This is a genomic window from Pseudomonas sp. NPDC089918 (genome assembly GCF_050280605.1).
GTDB lineage: Bacteria > Pseudomonadota > Gammaproteobacteria > Pseudomonadales > Pseudomonadaceae > Aquipseudomonas.
The window spans coordinates 148099-163782 of sequence record NZ_JBNNVP010000006.1 but is presented as its reverse complement, the minus strand read 5'-3'; the positions used below and the strand labels follow the sequence as shown (position 1 = coordinate 163782).

13 protein-coding genes and 1 pseudogene are annotated in these 15684 nt (G+C 58.6%); 5 read left to right on the top strand and 9 right to left on the bottom strand.

What is annotated here, in order from left to right:
- Window positions 1-7: 7 nt before the first annotated feature.
- From ACQKPC_RS06860 to ACQKPC_RS06845, 4 genes are all read right to left on the bottom strand, one after another.
- Window positions 8-598, bottom strand: a complete 591-nt coding sequence (locus ACQKPC_RS06860; protein WP_427623776.1) for an antibiotic biosynthesis monooxygenase — start codon at window positions 596-598, stop codon at window positions 8-10.
- Window positions 591-1007, bottom strand: coding sequence for a DoxX family protein (locus ACQKPC_RS06855; protein WP_427623775.1), 417 nt, complete (start codon window positions 1005-1007; stop codon window positions 591-593). The genes ACQKPC_RS06860 and ACQKPC_RS06855 overlap by 8 nt, the downstream gene beginning before the upstream one ends.
- Before the next feature lie 261 nt (window positions 1008-1268).
- Complete coding sequence (locus ACQKPC_RS06850; protein WP_427623774.1) at window positions 1269-1637, bottom strand: DUF6124 family protein; 369 nt, start codon at window positions 1635-1637, stop codon at window positions 1269-1271.
- 534 nt (window positions 1638-2171) lie between these two features.
- Window positions 2172-3095, bottom strand: coding sequence for a LysR family transcriptional regulator (locus ACQKPC_RS06845; protein ID WP_427623772.1), 924 nt, complete (start codon window positions 3093-3095; stop codon window positions 2172-2174).
- Window positions 3096-3319: 224 nt separating this feature from the next.
- On the opposite strand from ACQKPC_RS06845, the gene ACQKPC_RS06840 reads away from it, so the two are divergent.
- Window positions 3320-3784 (top strand): helix-turn-helix domain-containing protein, encoded by a 465-nt coding sequence (locus ACQKPC_RS06840; protein WP_427623771.1) that lies wholly within the window; start codon window positions 3320-3322, stop codon window positions 3782-3784.
- Between the two features lie 99 nt (window positions 3785-3883).
- On the opposite strand, the gene ACQKPC_RS06835 is transcribed toward ACQKPC_RS06840, so the two are convergent.
- Both ACQKPC_RS06835 and ACQKPC_RS06830 read right to left on the bottom strand, forming a co-directional pair.
- Window positions 3884-4708 (bottom strand): alpha/beta fold hydrolase, encoded by an 825-nt coding sequence (locus ACQKPC_RS06835; protein WP_427623770.1) that lies wholly within the window; start codon window positions 4706-4708, stop codon window positions 3884-3886.
- Window positions 4709-4742: 34 nt separating this feature from the next.
- Window positions 4743-5318, bottom strand: coding sequence for a flavodoxin family protein (locus tag ACQKPC_RS06830; RefSeq protein ID WP_427623769.1), 576 nt, complete (start codon window positions 5316-5318; stop codon window positions 4743-4745).
- A 323-nt stretch (window positions 5319-5641) separates the two neighbouring features.
- Between ACQKPC_RS06830 and ACQKPC_RS06825 the strand changes: the two genes are divergently transcribed.
- Window positions 5642-8446 (top strand): ATP-binding protein, encoded by a 2805-nt coding sequence (locus ACQKPC_RS06825; protein WP_427623767.1) that lies wholly within the window; start codon window positions 5642-5644, stop codon window positions 8444-8446.
- On the opposite strand, the gene ACQKPC_RS06820 is transcribed toward ACQKPC_RS06825, so the two are convergent.
- Both ACQKPC_RS06820 and ACQKPC_RS06815 read right to left on the bottom strand, forming a co-directional pair.
- The gene (locus tag ACQKPC_RS06820) at window positions 8411-9889 is read right to left on the bottom strand and encodes an ATP-binding protein (protein ID WP_427623766.1); all 1479 of its coding nucleotides are present in this window, start codon (window positions 9887-9889) and stop codon (window positions 8411-8413) included. The genes ACQKPC_RS06825 and ACQKPC_RS06820 overlap by 36 nt on opposite strands.
- A gap of 186 nt (window positions 9890-10075) precedes the next feature.
- Window positions 10076-11026 carry a GlxA family transcriptional regulator gene (locus ACQKPC_RS06815; RefSeq protein ID WP_427623765.1) on the bottom strand — a complete coding sequence of 317 codons (951 nt, stop codon included), beginning with the start codon at window positions 11024-11026 and terminating at the stop codon, window positions 10076-10078.
- Window positions 11027-11347: 321 nt separating this feature from the next.
- On the opposite strand from ACQKPC_RS06815, the gene ACQKPC_RS06810 reads away from it, so the two are divergent.
- Window positions 11348-12070: a pirin family protein gene (locus tag ACQKPC_RS06810; RefSeq protein WP_427623764.1), complete on the top strand. Its 723-nt coding sequence runs from the start codon at window positions 11348-11350 to the stop codon at window positions 12068-12070.
- A gap of 123 nt (window positions 12071-12193) precedes the next feature.
- On the opposite strand, the gene ACQKPC_RS06805 is transcribed toward ACQKPC_RS06810, so the two are convergent.
- The gene (locus ACQKPC_RS06805) at window positions 12194-14005 is read right to left on the bottom strand and encodes an ABC transporter ATP-binding protein (RefSeq protein WP_427623763.1); all 1812 of its coding nucleotides are present in this window, start codon (window positions 14003-14005) and stop codon (window positions 12194-12196) included.
- A 244-nt stretch (window positions 14006-14249) separates the two neighbouring features.
- Between ACQKPC_RS06805 and ACQKPC_RS06800 the strand changes: the two are divergent.
- Window positions 14250-14382: pseudogene (locus ACQKPC_RS06800) on the top strand (VOC family protein); the annotation flags it as partial.
- Window positions 14383-14951: 569 nt separating this feature from the next.
- The gene (locus tag ACQKPC_RS06795) at window positions 14952-15683 is read left to right on the top strand and encodes a winged helix-turn-helix domain-containing protein (protein ID WP_427623762.1); all 732 of its coding nucleotides are present in this window, start codon (window positions 14952-14954) and stop codon (window positions 15681-15683) included.
- The last annotated feature ends 1 nt before the right edge of the window (window position 15684 follow it).

The following is a 15684-nucleotide window of genomic DNA, read 5'->3' as shown; positions in this document are numbered from 1 at the left end:
CGTTTCCTTAAGGCAGAGTGGAATGAGACTGGCCGGCTTCCAGCCACGGCGCGAACAGGCGCGTGGCCAGCGGCATAAAGACGTACACCACCGACAGCACAATGGTCAGGGTGATCAGGAAAGTGGCGACCACGTAGTTGGACAGGAATGCATTGAGCTGCAACAGCGGCCCCCAGATCAGCGGCACCAGCAAGGTGTGCGGCAAAATCACCAACAACGTCACCACGGCCTGCTTCCAGCGCGGCGGTGGCGAACCGGCGTCAACCAGCGGCGAGAACCAGAATTCATTGACCGGGTTGACCTCGGTCTGATCGCCGTCGGCCAGCATCGGCGCGGCTTCATCGACCAGCGCCTGGCGTTGCGGCGAGTCGAGCCAGCGCTGCATCGCCTCGGTGGAGCAAAAACGCAGCACGCAGGTGAACAGGTCGAGGCCACCGCTCTTGCCGCGAATCACATCCACGCCCAAGTGTCCTTCGCGTTGCCCGGCCACGCTGACGATGTTGCGCAGCCAGGCTTCATAGGCCGCTTCAAAACCGGCCTTGACCCGGTGTTTGACGATCAGCGTCACGATCTCATCGATACGATTGGAATCAGGCATAACGGAGGGCTCCGGCGAGACGAACATTGAGCGCCAGCCGTCCCGGCCCGGCGATGAAAATGCTGGTGAACAGAATCAACAGCAGCCAACCGAACTGCCCCTCGGCCACACTCCATTGCGGATGCACGACCAGCAGTGCAACCAGCAGCACAAACAAAATGGGCAGGCACGCCAGACGCACAAATACGCCGGCGACGATCAGCAATGGGCACAGTACTTCGGCGAAGATCGCCAGGATTAGCGTGAGGTGGGCGCCGAGGTGGAACGGGTCTTCGATGCGTTGCAACTCGGCGCTGAAGTTCAGCAGCTTCGGCAAGCCATGCACGCCCAGCAGAAACAGTGCGCCACTGATCCGCAGAAACAGCAGCCCGAAATCTTGAGCCCGTTCATTCCATTGCGAAGCGTTCATGGCCCCTACCCTTGATCAATCATTGCCCTGAATAGTGCAGTGACGGGGTAGGGAAAAATTGAATGTACGTGCTCTCTTTGTACGGGGAACGCCGTACACAAAGACAACACAACTCACTGTGGCGAGGGGGCTTGCCCCCGTTGGGCTGCGAAGCGGCACCAAAACCTGCAATCACCGTCTGTCTGGCAAACCGCATGCTCAGGTTTTACGACTGCTGCGCAGCCGGACGGGGGCAAGCCCCCTCGCCACAAGTTTGTTTCGTTACCGGGATGAATCAGCCTTCAATTCCAGACTATCCAGCGCCCGACTCACAGCCAGTTCACCCAGCATGATGAGCTGCGCAACGCCCAGTATCGTATTGCGCTGCGACCCCTCCAGAAAGCCGGCACAGTCACTGGCGATCACCTTGGCCGAGGCAAAGGATTCGCAGGCATTGGCCAGTAGCTCTTCGATGTCGATGCCCGGGGCGACGGTGTAAATCGTGCTCGGTTTGCGCGAGGTCTTGGGGTCGGACGGTTTGAGGTAGTGATCGAGAGCACGCTCGGCGGCTTCGTTGAGTTTTTTGGGATCGAGGGGATCGTAGGGGGAAACGTCGTCGGTTCCTGGCGGGTTAGGTGTGGCTTTGAACATGGTGAATCTCCTACAAGAAATGGAGCCACCAAGACCTGTCGCTAAACAGGTAAGGGTGGCGGCTGCACGCAGGTTAGCGAACCGGGTGTAGGCGCCCGGCAGACCCGAAGGTCTCCCGCGCACAGCCGCCATGACATCAATCGCAGACATGAACAATCTGCAAGAGAGTTTGGAGCGCTGTTGCGCCTACAAAGGTTCGGGTCGCTAAACCCGATCGCTGATTCGTCAGCGACCGGGAAACAATAGAGCCCGGCCATTAGGCGCACAAGCCGGCGGATTCTGGCGCAGTCGTAGGCAACGGCGCAAGGATCTGTAGCTTTCAGGAAGTAACGCTAAACACCATTAAACACAGCCCTCGAATCAACACACATTCCCCTGTGGGAGCGAGCCTGCTCGCGATGGCGGCCTTCCAGTCAACAATGATGTTGTCTGACACTCCGTCATCGCGAGCAGGCTCGCTCCCACAGGGGATCGGGTATATCCGCAAAATCGGGTCGGCTGTCAGGATCAAAAAATCGCAGCCTTCGGCAGCTCCTACGGGGTTGGTATTTTCAGGGGCTCAGACATGAACTGACTGATCCGTGAGCGCAGCCATTTTTCGGCAGGATCGTTGTCATGCACCCCGCTCCACGCCATCGACAACTGTGCGGCGTCGATAGGAAACGGCGGATCTTCGGCGCGCAAGGCACATCCCTCGACCAGCGCACACGCAGCGTAATCCGGCACCGTGGCAATCATCTCGGTGCCGGCCAACAACGCCCGCAAGCCACTGAATTGCGGCACGCCCAACACCACGCGGCGAGAGCGGCCGACCTTGGCCAAATCCATATCGATGTTGCCGCTCAGGTCACCGGAGAACGACACCATCGCATGCGGCCGCGCGCAATACTCGTCGAGGGTCAGCGGCCCTGGACGATCGTCACCGCGCAGCACTTTGCAGGGAATGTCGCGCAGGCGTTTGCGTTTGGCATTGGCCGGCAGGTCAGTGGTGTAACTCACCCCCACCGAAATCTCGCCAGACGCGAGCAACGCCGGCATCAGCAGATAGTTGGCGCGACGCACCACGACCACGATCCCCGGCGCTTCTTCTTGCAGTTTGCGCAACAACGGCGGAAACAGTCCGAACTCGGCATCGTCCGACAGCCCGATGCGAAACACGTCGCAGCTGGTCGTTGGGTCGAATTCCTTGGCGCGGCTGACCGCCCCGGAAATGGTGTCCATCGCCGGTTGCAACTCCTTGAGAATCGCCAGCGCTCGCGCCGTCGGTTCCATACCGCGACCGTTGCGCAGCAACAACGGATCGTCGAACAAATCACGCAACCGCCCCAGCGCAGCGCTCACTGCCGGTTGGCCCATGAACAGTTTCTCGGCGACCCGGGTCAGGTTTTTTTCGAACATCAGGGCTTCGAAAATCACCAGCAGGTTCATGTCGACGCGGCGCAGATCGTTACGGTTCATATGCACAATCCCATTGTGTTTTCAGCCCGGCACGGGGGTTAACGAGTGTGGCTGACTGTACTCGAGACGGCCCATGCCAATCGAGAAATTAACAACGTTTAACTCGCAAGCCAAAGCCTGCGCGACCAAAAATGAAGCCCTCTGCGCAAACCTTTTTTTCAGAACAAACGTACTGGCTCATCGTGCAGTGCACCCGCGCGCGCCCACCGACACGGACATTGGCCATGGCTCCCTTTCAGCAAAGCGCGATCAACGCGTCCTCCACTGAAATGCGAAAAAAAACCACTGGCGGGCTCAGCCCCTGGCGTGAACATCTGGCCAAGCAGCTGATCCTCGACCATCTCGATGAAACCCTGGAAGTGACTGAACTGGCACGGGCGTGCGCCCTGTCACGCAGTCATTTTTCCCGTGCGTTCAAGTGCAGCACCGGCCTCTCGCCGCAAGACTGGATTCGCCGGCAACGCATCGCCCGGGCCAAGCAGCTGATCCAGAACACCGACCTGACCCTGACGCAAATCAGCCTGGAATGCGGCTTCTGCGACCAGGCGCATTTTTCCCATATCTTCACCCGCAGCGAAGGCGTTTCACCGTTTGCCTGGCGCTGTCGGGCCATGCGTACTCTCCCCTCTCTCAACAGCAAAAGATCGCAGCCTTCGGCAGCTCCTACAGGGGTCCACAAAACCGCGTAGGAGCTGCCGGAGGCTGCGATCTTTTGATCTTGAATGCGAACAGCAAAGATCGCAGCCATAGCCATGTAGCTGCCGAAGGCTGCGATCTTTTGATCTTGATCAGCCCTTGATGAACGCCAGCAGATCTTCGTTGAGTTGATCCTTGTGGGTATCGGTCAGGCCGTGGGGTGCTCCCGGGTAGACCTTCAAGATGGAGCCCCTGACCAGTTTTGCCGCAGCGATACCGGCGGCTTCGATCGGCACGACCTGGTCGTCGTCGCCATGCACCACCAGGGTCGGCACGTCGAACTTCTTCAGGTCTTCGGTAAAGTCGGTTTCGGAGAACGCCTTGATGCAGTCATACGCGTTCTTGTGGCCGGACATCATGCCCTGCAGCCAGAACCAGTCGATCATGCCTTGGGACGGCTTGGCACCCGGGCGATTGAAACCAAAGAACGGACCGCTGGCCAGATCCTTGTACAGCTGCGAACGGTCGGCCAGGGACGCCTGACGAATACCGTCGAACACTTCCAGCGGCAAGCCGCCAGGGTTGGCTTCGGTCTTGAGCATCAACGGCGGCACCGAGGAAATCAGCCCGGCCTTGGCCACGCGTCCAGTGCCGTGGCGACCAATGTAGCGCGCCACTTCGCCACCGCCGGTGGAGAAGCCGAACAACACGGCGTTCTGCAAATCCAGATGTTCGATCAGTTGTGCCAGGTCATCGGCGTAGGTGTCCATGTCATTACCGAACCACGGCTGGCTCGAACGCCCGTGACCACGGCGATCATGGGCGATGACCCGATAGCCTTGGGAGGCCAGGAAGATCATCTGCGACTCCCAGCTGTCGGCGTTCAACGGCCAGCCGTGGCTGAAGACGATCGGCTGACCGGTGCCCCAGTCCTTGTAGTAAATCTCGGTGCCGTCTCGGGTGGTAAAGGTGCTCATGGTGATGTCTCCTCATGCATGGTTTTTGTGGCGGTTAATAAGAGGTATGGGCCATTCGTTCGGCCAGGCGCGCCACCCGCTCGCCCAAATGCGCGGCGGTGCGGCGGTCTTCCAGAGGGGGTGCAAGCTCGGGGGACTGTTCGACATTCGACTGCGCCATGGCCCCCAGCGAACTGCCGAGACGGTTCAACTGCCCATCGAACAGGCCCGTGCTGCTGCGCGCCGGCAGCAGGTCGAGGCCGACCCAGATCATCGAGTGCTGGGCGGCGAACACCGCCATCTGCTGCAAGGTGTTGAGCTTGTCGCCGCACAGGCAGCCTGAGTTGGTGAAGCCGGCGGCGAGTTTGTCGCGCCAGGGCTGGGCCAGGTAGAACGAGGCGGTAGCGTCCATGAAGCCCTTGAAGGCTGCCGAGGCACTGCCCATGTAGGTCGGGGCGCCAAAGATAATTGCATCAGCACGGTGCAAACGTTCCCAGTGATCGTCCACTTCTTCGACCGGAATCAGCCTACAGGTGCTACCCAAGTGCCGTTCCACACCCTGGCCCACAGCCTCGGCCATGACCCGGGTGTGCCCGTAGCCACTGTGATAGACCACCACCACGTTGCTCATTCCGGTTCCTCCAGAAGGGTTCATCCTTTTTGCGGCATGCTTTTTGTTGCAAGAAGGACGGTGCCTTCGGTTGAACTTGAAGGGATGGATTTTTGAGCGTAGGCCGGACACAGGACGAGTTAAACGTTGTTAATTTTCAACGGTGCACCAACGAACCCGGCCAGCGCCGCACCCAATAAATACGGGTTCGATAAGCGCTGACGGGAATCCAGCAGCCGATGCACACACCGACGAGGTGCACGACAGAGCATTGCACTGCCGAAAAAACCTGAGGAATATGCCCCGATACCGTGCGATAGACGGATGCAAGCAGGAGTGACCCGTTGACCCTTTCTCCCGAACAGGCCATCCATTTCGGCCCTTACCGGATTTACCCCGGACAACGCCTGGTGATGGAGGCCGACCAGCCCTTGCGCCTGGGTCGGCGGGCCATGGACATTCTGTTGATCCTGCTGGAACACGCCGGGCAGGTGGTGAGCAAGCAGCAACTGATCGCCCGGGTCTGGCCCAAAAGCGTGGTGGAAGACATCAACCTGCGGGTGCACATGGCTGCGCTGCGCAAGGCCCTCGGTGATGGTCAGGCCGGCCAGCGCTACATCATCACCGTTGCTCAGCGCGGCTACAGTTTTGTCGCGCCGTTCTCTGTGGAGCACATCGAGCAAAGCCCGAAAAGCGCCGAAAATGGATCGAGCCGGCATAACCTGCCAATCCGTCGGACCCGCATGATTGGTCGTCAGGCTCTGGTCGACAGCGTGATAACGCAATTGAAGCGGCAGCGTTTCATCACCCTCGTGGGCCCCGGCGGAATCGGCAAGACCACGGTGGCGCTGCGCGTCGCCGAGCAATTGATCGGCCGCTACCGAGACGGCATTCGCCTGCTGGACCTGGCACCGATCAACGACCCTTTGATGATCACCACGCACTTGGCAACGCTGCTGGATTTATCCTTGCACGACTCCGACCCCATGAGAGGTCTCGCCACGTTCCTGCGCGAACGGCAGATGCTGCTGGTCATCGACAATTGCGAACACTTGATCGATGCCATTGCGTTGCTCAGTGAAAGCATCCTGCGCGCGGCGCCCCAAGTGCACATTCTGGCCACCAGCCGCGAGAGCCTGCGGGCCGAAGGCGAGTTCGTGCAGCGCCTGGAATCGCTGGACTGCCCACCGCCCATCGCCGTGCTCGACCGCGCTCAGGCCCTGACGTTTTCGGCGCTGCAATTGTTTGTCGAACGGGCGATGGCCAGCCACGACAGTTTCGAACTGAGCGAAGCCGAACTGCCGCTGGCGATTGAAATCTGCCGGCGTCTGGACGGCATACCGCTGGCCATCGAACTGGCGGCAGCGCAAGTGGGCAGCCTGGGTTTGAGTGGGTTGCTGTTGCAGCTGCAAGGCAACTTTCGCCTGCTCACCCAAGGCTGCCAAACGACCTTGGGCCGCCATCAGACCCTGCGCGCGACGCTGGATTGGAGCTTCGAACTGCTCAATGCCTGCGAGCAAACCTGCCTGCGTCGACTGGGTATTTTTCGGGGCGCCTTCACCCTGGAGTCGGCGGCCGCCGTGATCGTCGGCGAACACCTCGAGCCCGATCTGGTATTCGGCTCGATCACCCAATTGGTCGCCAAGTCGTTGCTGAACGTGGAAGTCGGCGACGAAGAAGTGTTCTACCGTTTGCTCGACACCACGCGCAGCTATGCACTGGAAAAACTCGCCCAGGCCCAGGAGTTGCCAGACACCCGCGAGCGCCACGCCGAACGCTGCCTGGCCTTGATGCAGCAAGCCCGGGACGACTGGGAGCAGATCTCGAGCGATCGCTGGACAGAGCGTTACGCCCGCAACCTGGAAGACATCCGTTCTGCACTTGATTGGGGCTTGAATGCTCAAGGGCCGCAGGCCTTGGCGATCCGCCTCGCCGCGACCTCGACGCCGCTCTGGCAGGAACTGTCGCTGCTCAAGGAGCATGGCGTGTATGTGCGCAAAGCTTTGGCGTTGCTCGAAGCGACGCATCAGCCCTGCCCGCGTGTGACCATGACCCTCAAGCTTGCCCTCGGCAGTTCCTGCTACCACACCCTGGGCAGCAGCAACGAAGCCGTCGAAGCGTTCGTCAGCGCCAAATACCTGGCCGAACACTGCAACGATGTGGCCGGTCAGCTCAAAGCGATTTCCGGGCACTTGGCAGTTGATCTTAGTTGCGGCCACTACCAGCAGGCCCTGGAGCAGAGCCGACAATTTGAGCAGTTGGGGCTGCACGGTGATGCGGTGTTGGCCCTCAGCACCCAACGCTTGCGGGTTCTGGCCCTGCACTTTGCCGGGGATCAGGCTCTGGCGCGGGAGAATGTCGAACAGGTTATTCAATGCCTGGCCCAGAGCGGTTACCTCAACCGCTTCACCTACTGTTTTGGTGTGCATTACGATCAAAGCGTCGCAGCCCTGACGATTCTGGCGCGCATTCTCTGGTTACAAGGGCACCCGGAAAAAGCCTGGCGTACCGCACGACAAGCACTCGACATCGCGATGCAGATCAATCATGGCACGTCCATCTGCTTCACCCTGGCGCTGGCCGGTTGCCTGATCGCTCACTACAACGGCGACACCCCGGTCGCCCGCGAGCTCCTGAAGCTGCTGCTTGAACAGGCAAAGAAACACTCGGTGCTGCTGTTCTACAGCTGGGCCAAACATTACGCGCAGGTGATCGAGGGGGCCGATGCGCCCTCGTCATCGCGAGCGAACACCGGGTTGATCAAAGAAATCATGGTCACGCTGGACAGCCGCTTCATCGATGACGCGCTGCTGGAACGGGCCGAAAACGGCGCGGCGGGTTGGAGCACCGCGGAAATTCTGCGAGCCCGGGCCGACGCGTTGCTGGCAGAGGATTGCCCGGCACAGGTCGACGCAGCCGAGGCCGTGCTGCTCAAGGCGTTAGCCGTGGCAAAAACCCAGGGAGCGCTGGCCTGGGAACTGCGTAGCGCCACGTCACTGGCCCAACTGTGGCAGCGTCAGGGACGCTGCCGACAGGCCCATGAGTTGCTGGCGCCGATTTACCAGCGCTTCACCGAAGGCTTTGCTACTCCGGACTTGACGAAAGTCCGTCGCCTACTCGACGAGTTGCAGCGACACCTGCCCGGCTGATGTCCAGCGTGCTCGGCTAATGTAGCGGGCATGACGCAGTTCAAAGGCACGCAAATGACCGCTATGTTCGAGTTTCTCCAAGGCGTAGATACGGGTGGTGTTGAGGAAACGGTAACGGGTCACACCACTGCCCTGCTCCACCGACAGCAGTGATTTGCTCGCCAGCCGCTCTACGATTTCGACCAAGCGGCTGGGCCGCAGCACCGCGCAACTGATCACGCCAATCGCCGAGTCCAGCGTGAACGCCATCTTGAACACCGCCAGCCGCTGCAACACGGTTTGCTCCAACGGGCTCAGCTGTTCATAGCTCCAGTTCAGTGCGGCTTTCAGGCTCTGATGCCGTGGCACGGCAGTACGCCGACCCTGTGTCAGCAGTTGAAAACAGTTACCCAGTTGCGCTTGCAACCCCACCAGCGCCAACGCATCGATCTGCACCGCCGCCAGTTCAATGGCCAGGGGCAGGCCATCCAGCCGCCGACAGATTTCGCGCACTGCCTTGAGGTCCTGTTGGCGCAGGGCAAACCCTTGCTGACGGGCTCGGGCGCGGCTGACCAACAGTTGCACCGCCGAATAACCCATGGCCTCGGCCACGTTGTATATCGCTGAGGCCGGCGGCACCGCCAGAGCCGGTAAACGCAGCAGCGTTTCCCCCGCTGCTCGCAGGGGTTCGCGGCTGGTGGCCAGGATCGACAACCGTGGCGCCGAGGCCAGCAAATCGTCCACCACTGCCCGACAACATTCGAGCAGGTGATCGCAATTGTCGAGCACCACCAAGGCATGCCGCTGCTCCAGCGCCGCCCCGCCAACGTCCAGTTCCAGCGTGCGCGACAGATGCTCGACGAGTTGCGCCGGGTCATCGATGGCCGCCAGATCAACCCTCCAGACGCCGTCGCGATAGTGCTGCAACAGCAACTCGGCCACGCGCAACGCCACGGTAGTTTTGCCAATGCCGGCGGGACCAATCAAAGTCATGAGACGTCGAACCGGCAACTGCCTGACCACACTGCCGATGATCGAGTCGCGACCGGTCACCGGGGTGAGCCGGGCAGGCAGATTGTGTTGAGGCTTGTGCTCCGTTTCGACGGGCACCGGCGTGCCTGCCCGGTCGCACTGCACCGGGGCGATGAAGCTGTAGCCGCGCTGGGGAATATTGACGATGTAGCGCTGCTCGTTCTGGCCATCGCCGAGTGCCCGACGCAGGGCGGCGATGTGCACGCGCAGGTTGATTTCCTCAACCACCGAGGTCGGCCAGACGTGGGCAATCAGGGCATCCTTGCTCACCACTGAGCCGGCGCGTTCGACCAGCACCTGCAAAATATCCAGGGCCCGCCCGCCCATGCGTAGCGGGCGATCACCGTCCAGGATCAGTCGCTGATGCAGATGGAACGCGTAGGGCCCGAACCGCAGCACCGCATCGCTGTTTATATTTCTGAGGCTGTTCATGCACGTTCATGCGCTGAAAACCTGGCCCGGCTCAAGGCACTGCAAAATCCATCGCCCCCGTCCATCCAGGCTCCCGCATCTCCATGGCAAAGAGTTCATGGGTATCTTGGCAGGCATGGGTGACGGCACAACGGCCACGGGAGGAGCATCACGGCCATCACGGTGCGCGTGACGGACAACGCCCCCCTAACTGAACTGTTCGCGGTACTGGGTGGGGGTCAGGCCGAGCTTTTCACTGAACAGAAAACGCATGTGCCGCACGCTGCCGAAACCACTTTTGAAGGCCACGGTCTTGAGCGGCAGGTCGCTGGTTTCCAGCAGGTTCCTGGCACAATCGATGCGCGCACTTTGCAGAAACTCCATGGGCGTCATGTTCACTTCCCGGGCGAAAACCCGGGCGAAGTGCCGCGCACTCATGTTCACCAGGCTGGCCATGCGTTCGATGCTGAACGCCTCATCGAGATGTTCGAGCACATAGTTCTGCACCCGGGTGATCGGCGTTTCATGGGGTGCCACTGCCGCCATCAACGGGCTGAACTGCGCCTGCCCGCCCTGGCGTTTCATTACCACCAACAACACTTTGGCAACGTCCTGGGCGACCTTCTTGCCATGGTCTTCGGCAACCACCGCGAGCGCCAGGTCGATGCCAGCGGTGACACCGCCAGAGGTGATGAGATTGCGGTCTTGTACGTAAATCTGATCGGTCTCGACGGTGGCCTTGGGGAAGCCTTTGATCAGACGTTCGGTGTAATGCCAGTGAGTGGTCACGCGATAGCCGTCCAGCAGCCCGGCATGCCCGAGCACGAATGCGCCGGTGCAGATCGACCCATAACGGTTCGCCCGGGTGACAGCGCCCTGAAGCCAGGCGAGCAATGACGGATGTTTTTCGTTGTAGGCTCCCGGCCCGCCCGGCACCAGCAACAAGTCATAGGGCTCGTTCGCTTGATCGATGTGCAGATCGGCTTGCAGGCTGACGCCATTGGAGGCCCGCAACGCGCCGTGCTCAGTGCCGATGGTCGATAGCTCATAACGGTCTGCCGGTTCCAGATAGCGATTGGCGATGGAAAACACTTCCATGGGCCCGGCCATGTCGAGCAGAAGAAAGTCGGGGAACAGCACCATTGCCACGGTTTTCATGGGTTCAAGGTCACTAAAAGAGAACTGTTAATACCACGGCGCCAAACACCACCCCCTTGTGGGAGCGAGCCTGCTCGCGATAGCGGCGGGTCAGTCGACATCAACGTTGAATGATAAATGGCTATCGCGAGCAGGCTCGCTCCCACAAATATCACCTCGGCACTATGGCTAAATGTAACAACAAGGATACATGAACCAGCCCACATAACTGTCAACTTAAACGAGACAGTATTTCAATTTTCATCTACTTATTGCACCAATCGGTAAACATTAACCTTCTCCTCACTCGGACGAATTCACGTCCTGACAGGAGATTTCATCATGCTGACCCTTCGTAAAGCTTCGGATCGCGGCGCAGCCAATCACGGTTGGTTGAAGTCGTTCCATACCTTCTCCTTCGCCAACTACCGCAACCCTCGGGAGCAGGGTTTTTCCGACCTGCTGGTGATCAACGACGACCGCGTGGCGGCTGGCAAAGGCTTTGGCCAGCACCCTCACCGCGACATGGAGATTTTTTCCTATGTGCTCGAAGGTGCCCTGGAACACAAGGACACCTTAGGCACCGGTTCGGTGATCCATCCCGGTGATGTGCAGTTGATGAGCGCTGGCAGCGGCGTGGCTCACAGCGAGTTCAACCATTCGACGAACAAACCGGTGCACTTCCTGCAAATCTGGATCGTGCCAGAGGTTAGCGGCGCCAAACCGCGTTATCAGCAAGAACACTTCAGCACGCAGAAAAAACGCGGGCGCTTGCAGCTGATCATCTCCCCGGACGGCACCAACGGTTCGCTGAAAGTAAGACAGGATGCGCGGGTATATGCCGGCCTGATCGACGGCAAGGAAAGCGCCACCCTGGAACTGGCCGCCGATCGTTACGCCTATGTGCATGTGGCGCGCGGCAGTGTCGAGTTGAACGGCGTGCAGTTGCAGGAAGGCGATGGTGTGCGGGTTCGGGAAGAACAGGTGCTGACCTTGAGCAACGGCGTGGATGCCGAGGTGTTGGTGTTTGATTTGCGGCCGCAAGAGTTGCCGCAAATGCCATGAAGCCAGTTAAACGCAATCCCTGTGGGAGCGGGCTTGCTCGCGAAGGCGTCGGGTCAGCCAGCATCAATGTTGAATGACACACCGCTTTCGCGAGCAAGCCCGCTCCCACAGGGGATTGACGCGCTATCGGTAACCACGAGCCTGCACGTTGAACAACTGCGCATACCGCCCGCCCGCCTCGACCAGGCTGTCGTGATCGCCTCGCTCAAGGATCGAACCCTGGTCCAGCACGATGATGTGATCGGCATTGCGCACGCTGGAGAACCGATGAGAAATCAGCAACGTCATGCGGTCTTCGGTGTGTTGACTGAAATGCTCGAACACCGCCGCTTCCGCCGCAGGGTCCAGGGCAGAGGTTGGCTCATCCAGAATCAAAATATCGGCGTCGCGGCGCATGTAAGCGCGAGACAAGGCGATTTTTTGCCATTGCCCCCCGGACAACTCCTGCCCACCGGCAAACCACCGCCCCAATTGCGTGGCGTAACCGCGATCCAGGCGCTCGATAAAGGGCGCGGCCATGCCCTCGGCGGCCGCTTGCTGCCAACGCATTTCATCGTTGAACGCCAACGTATCGCCCACGCCGATGTTCTCGCCCACGGAGAACTGGTAGCGAATATAGTCCTGGAAGATCACGCCGATGCGTCGTCTCAGCGCTTCTTCGTCCCAGGACTGCAAATCGCTGCCATCCAGCAAAATACGGCCCTGATCGGGGCGATACAGCCGAGTCAGCAACTTGATCAGCGTGGTTTTGCCCGAGCCGTTTTCCCCCACCAGGGCAACGCTGTGTCCAGGCATCAGGTGCAGATCGATACCCTGCAAAGCGGCGCGGCTCGCTCCCGGATAACGGAAACCGACGTTCTCGAAACGCAAACCGTCGCCGGGCACCGCGCCCACGGTAAGGCTTCCGCTATCGGCAATAACCGGTTCGGCCAAATACTCGTAGAGGCTCGACAGGTAAAGGCCATCCTCGTAAAGACCACTGATCGCGCTCAAACTGCTGCTCACGGCGGCCTGCCCCTGCTTGAACAGCACCAGGTACATGGTCATTTGCCCAAGGGTGATATTGCCGTGAACGGTATCGACCACGACCCAGGCGTAGGCCAGATAAAACGCCGTGGTGCCCAGCAGTCCCAGTACAAATCCCCAGCCATCACGACGCAATGTCAGGCGCCGGTCTTCGGCGTAGAGACGCGCAAACGTGTCCCGATAACGCTGCAACAGCAGCGGCGCGAAACCGAACAGTTTCACCTCTTTGATGTAACCCTCGTGGGAGAGCAGCGTCTCGATGTAATTCTGCTGCCGACTCTCCGGCGCCCGGCGCGTGAACAGGCGAAAGGCGTCCCCGGAAAAATGCGCTTCGGCAAAGAACACCGGCAACGCCCCAACCACCAGCAGCACCAGCGCCCACGGCGAAAAATGCACCAGTAACACACCGAAACTGATCAACACGATCAGGTTCTGGATCAGCCCCAGCGACTTCATCACCAGCGCCAGCGGCCGGGTCGATGCCTCGCGTCGCACCCGTACCAGCTTGTCGTAGAACTCGGAATTCTCGAACTGCACCAACGATAACGTCTGGGCTTTTTCCAGAATCATCGTGTTGACCTTCTGCCCCAACTGCACCCGCAATAGCGATTGCTGAACCGACAATGCACGCTGTGTCCCGGACAGCAACGCAAGCACGCCTGCTTCAAACAGCACATACCGCACAACCGGCCATAATGGCGCACTGCCCTGTTGGGCGTGCAATTGCATGGCCGTGACTACGGCATCGACAATCCGCTGCCCCAACCAGGCCGCCAGCGCCGGCAGCACACCGGCAACCAGAGTTGCCAGCACCAATCCCAGAAACAGCCCGCGGGACGTTCCCCAGACCAGCAACAAGGCACGTCTCGCCTGGTCGAGCAAAGAGGCGAAGCGGGTCAGGACGGGCATAGGACGAGGGACTCGCTGGCAGATGTCAGAGAAGCGCGGCGGTTCTACAGTACGTGAAACAAGCCATCACAAGGCGATAAGCCTCGCTTGGCCCATAGAAAAACACCTGAAAAATACCACCGCTCGCCAGGTTTCAGCGCTTTGCTATCTGGAGTCAATGCCCACCGGCATTCGAGCACGAACCTGAACGTCCCCCTCAATAACTGCCTGATCTTCAACGGCGACTGCGAGGCCGCTTTTACGAAATGTCGACAGTGTGGCGGAGGCAGAACGGTTTTTTGCTGCCGCTGGAGGCGACGTTCTGGGCGGTCCGTTTCGCAATGCTGGTCGATCGGTTTGGCGTTGCGTGGAGGGTTAATTGCAAAAAGGACGGTTAGTACATAAAATTTAATGGCGCTTTAATATCAGCTTTGGGATTTTTCAATAGCCAAACAGAATAACTACCCGCTGACAATTATACTTTCGTACATAAATATTACTAATATAATGCGAAAAGCCTCAATTAATATGGTCATTCGCCCTAAAAAGAGGCTGTCGCTGTACTAATCGCCATCCCAACGTGCACCTACATCACCCTAGAACACCGTGGAATATCCTTATAAATCAACTCCAATTTTCAAAAATGCGGACATCCGCACCGTTCATACGCAAGACTCCGCAGTTGTGCTTCGTTCTGCAGCAAGGTGGGCAATTAGCCATCGCATCTGTATTGCTGCTCATAGAAAAGTCAACCTAAAAAGCCTAGTCCGACTGAAAGGGGCCACCAACTAAGTCCGATCACAAACACCAATGGGCTTAAGCCTCGGCATTTGCCTATGTCATTGAATCAGCTAAAACTACAGGGCATGGAGTACGTGTGTTCCAGACGGGAAATGTTATAAAAAGTCAGATAACGTCAGTATTTTGTGTATTAAGATTGCAACGCCAGCACATATGAGTAATTTGCATGATGAGTACTGAGAGCAAAATCGAAAATAGCCAGAGAGGTATTCTCGCTATTGGGCGCACTTGGCGCTCGACAGAGAAACTTCGCCAACTATTTGTACCTAATCTCACAAATGTTTATACATTAGATTATCCAAACCCGGCAAGCATGGATATCGAAACGCAAACACTCGATACCGTACTGATCGATATTGAAACCCCCTCCATATTTAATGATAGCCTGGCACTGATCAAGAAGTTACGTACGAATCCGACAGAACTGGCCATTATCGTTGCAATCAACTATCGCTCTCCGCACGCTAAAATTGAATGTTACCTGGCCGGAGCCAATCACTGCATCAATGTACCTAACGATCAGGATGAAAAAGCCAGGTTACTCTCAGAACTGCTCGAAACCCCTGAATGGCAGCCGAGTATAAAGTTGACTCTGGACCAAACATGCCTGCACTTATACAACGATGAATACAAACTGGATCTGGCCTATCAGGAAATGAAAGCCCTGGATGCGCTTATCAATGCAGAAGGCAATATCCTGCACCATGATTGCATGGCCGAGTCCATGGGCTTGAATATAAAACTCTACGACTCACGCGTCCTGGAGAAATCCATAAGCCGGCTTCGAAATAAAATCAAAAAACACTTTGGCATTAACATCATTCACAGTGTACGTGGTTATGGTTATCGACTGCTTCGAGGGGTCGTCTCAGTCAATCAAACAAATTTTCACTCTTAAA

Excerpts from the sequence above, each read along its gene's own strand:
- ACQKPC_RS06860 (WP_427623776.1), bottom strand. The coding sequence starts at position 598 with ATGCCTGATTCCAATCGTATCGATGAGATCGTGACGCTGATCGTCAAA.
- ACQKPC_RS06855 (WP_427623775.1), bottom strand. The coding sequence starts at position 1,007 with ATGAACGCTTCGCAATGGAATGAACGGGCTCAAGATTTCGGGCTGCTG.
- ACQKPC_RS06850 (WP_427623774.1), bottom strand. The coding sequence starts at position 1,637 with ATGTTCAAAGCCACACCTAACCCGCCAGGAACCGACGACGTTTCCCCC.
- ACQKPC_RS06845 (WP_427623772.1), bottom strand. The coding sequence starts at position 3,095 with ATGAACCGTAACGATCTGCGCCGCGTCGACATGAACCTGCTGGTGATT.
- ACQKPC_RS06840 (WP_427623771.1), top strand. The coding sequence starts at position 3,320 with ATGGCTCCCTTTCAGCAAAGCGCGATCAACGCGTCCTCCACTGAAATG.
- ACQKPC_RS06835 (WP_427623770.1), bottom strand. The coding sequence starts at position 4,708 with ATGAGCACCTTTACCACCCGAGACGGCACCGAGATTTACTACAAGGAC.
- ACQKPC_RS06830 (WP_427623769.1), bottom strand. The coding sequence starts at position 5,318 with ATGAGCAACGTGGTGGTGGTCTATCACAGTGGCTACGGGCACACCCGG.
- ACQKPC_RS06820 (WP_427623766.1), bottom strand. The coding sequence starts at position 9,889 with ATGAACAGCCTCAGAAATATAAACAGCGATGCGGTGCTGCGGTTCGGG.
- ACQKPC_RS06815 (WP_427623765.1), bottom strand. The coding sequence starts at position 11,026 with ATGAAAACCGTGGCAATGGTGCTGTTCCCCGACTTTCTTCTGCTCGAC.
- ACQKPC_RS06810 (WP_427623764.1), top strand. The coding sequence starts at position 11,348 with ATGCTGACCCTTCGTAAAGCTTCGGATCGCGGCGCAGCCAATCACGGT.
- ACQKPC_RS06805 (WP_427623763.1), bottom strand. The coding sequence starts at position 14,005 with ATGCCCGTCCTGACCCGCTTCGCCTCTTTGCTCGACCAGGCGAGACGT.
- ACQKPC_RS06795 (WP_427623762.1), top strand. The coding sequence starts at position 14,952 with ATGATGAGTACTGAGAGCAAAATCGAAAATAGCCAGAGAGGTATTCTC.